The 1,706-nt window shown below is 61.4% G+C and carries 3 protein-coding genes and 1 pseudogene; all 4 read left to right on the top strand.

The annotated features are described in order from the left end of the window. A pseudogene (locus IFU29_RS22595) lies at positions 1-98 on the top strand (molecular chaperone); the annotation flags it as partial. An 86-nt stretch (positions 99-184) separates the two neighbouring features. Then, the gene (locus tag IFU29_RS22125) at positions 185-787 is read left to right on the top strand and encodes a fimbrial protein (RefSeq protein WP_191935758.1); all 603 of its coding nucleotides are present in this window, start codon (positions 185-187) and stop codon (positions 785-787) included. A 10-nt stretch (positions 788-797) separates the two neighbouring features. Beyond that, positions 798-1,295, top strand: coding sequence for a fimbrial protein (locus IFU29_RS22120; protein ID WP_244633780.1), 498 nt, complete (start codon positions 798-800; stop codon positions 1,293-1,295). Between the two features lie 14 nt (positions 1,296-1,309). Further along, on the top strand, positions 1,310-1,706 hold a 397-nt coding region (locus tag IFU29_RS22115; RefSeq protein ID WP_191935756.1), incomplete at its 3' end, for a fimbrial protein.

The raw sequence follows: 1,706 nt of genomic DNA, 5'->3' as shown, positions 1-1,706 counted from the left end.
CGCCGGTGCTGACCTACGTCAACGACTACGGCGGCCGCCCGCAGCTGACTTTTAGCTGTAATGGCGCGAGCTGCCAGGCGGTAGCAGGCAGTAAATAACAGCTCACGCACACAACAGGCGGAACACAATGATACATAAACATTCTCCGTGGTTTGTCATCGACGGCTGCACCCTCTACACCGCAATGAAAATTCTGGTAATGCTGACGACACTGATCATGCTACCGCTGTGCCTGTGGGTACTGTTGTGGCTGCTTCCTGCCGCCTCGGCAGCGGACAACGGGCAGGTGGAAGGTGCCCACGGCGTGCTGCAGGTGCGCGGCGAACTGACCGAAAGCGCCTGCCGGCTGGAGATGACGAGCGCGTATCAGGCGGTGTGGCTGGGCAGTGCCGCGACGGCACAGCTGGCGAAGGCGGGGGATCGCGGCATGCCGGTAAACGTGCAGCTGCACCTGCGCGACTGCCTGCGCGGCCCGGCCGACAACCGGGATACGCGCAGCGGCAACCTGTTGTGGAGCGCCCAGCAGCCGGCGGTGTCGGTCAGTTTTATCGCCCCGGCGGATGCTGACAACCCGGAACTGGTGAAGGTACGCGGTGCTTCCGGGCTGGCGTTGCGCATCACCGACGAGCGCGGCAGGGATATCCGCCTCGGTAGCCGGGGGGGCCCCCTGGTCCTGGCCGTAGGGCAAAACACGCTGAACTACCGCATTACGCCGGAGCGCACCCGTGCGCCGTTGCTGTCCGGGGCCTATGCGGCGGTGGTGGATTTCCAGCTCAGCTATGACTAAGGGAATGAGCATGAAGGCAAAGTTTAGACAGTGTTTTCCCGGCTGTGGGCTGGCGGCATTGGTGTTGTTGTACGGCCCGCAGGTGCAGGCGGTCACTACGATCAAAGTAACAGTGACCATCGTCGCGCCCCCGCCGTGCGTGATCAACAACAATAACCTGATCGAAGTGAATTTCGGTAACGACGTGATGACCACCCGCATCGACGGCAGTTACAAGAAACAGCCGGTGGTGTACTCGGTGGAGTGCAAAAACGCGCCGAACAATGCGATGAAACTGCAGATCCAGGGTAATAGCGCTGTGTTCGACGGCGACGTACTGCAAACCAACAGGGACGATCTGGGGGTTGCGCTGTTGCGCAACGGTAATCGGCAGCCGATCAACACCTGGGTGAATTTTACCTACCCCAATCTGCCGACGTTTGAGGCGGTGCCGGTCAAGCAGGCCGGGGCGACGCTGAGCGGTGGGGCGTTTTCTGCCGGGGCGACCATGAAGGTGGAATACCAGTGAAAGGAGCTGAGGCAATGGCGCGATACGGCAGCATTTTTCTGTTAATGGCCCTCGGCGGCCCGGCTGTGGCAGCGGATAACATGCGTTTTTCTGGCACTCTGATCGAACCCCCGCCGTGCACCATCAACGACGGCGGCGAGGTAGATGTCGATTTCGGCAACCGGGTCGGGGTCACCAAGGTGGATGGCGTTAACTACCTGCAACCGGTGAACTACCGGATCACCTGTGGCCCCGGTGCCGGGGCATGGAGCATGACGCTGGAAGTGGTCGGTACCCCGGCGGATTACGACGAGGCGGCGATCGAGAGCAACGTGGACGATCTGGCTGTCCGCCTGCTGCAAAACGGCAAGCGGTTTACGTTGAATAAGCCGATCCCCATCAAGCTGAACGCTGCGCCAACGCTACAGGCGG

The organism is Erwinia persicina, assembly GCF_014838825.1.
GTDB lineage: Bacteria > Pseudomonadota > Gammaproteobacteria > Enterobacterales > Enterobacteriaceae > Erwinia > Erwinia persicina_A.
This window is presented reverse-complemented; position numbering and strand designations above follow the sequence as displayed.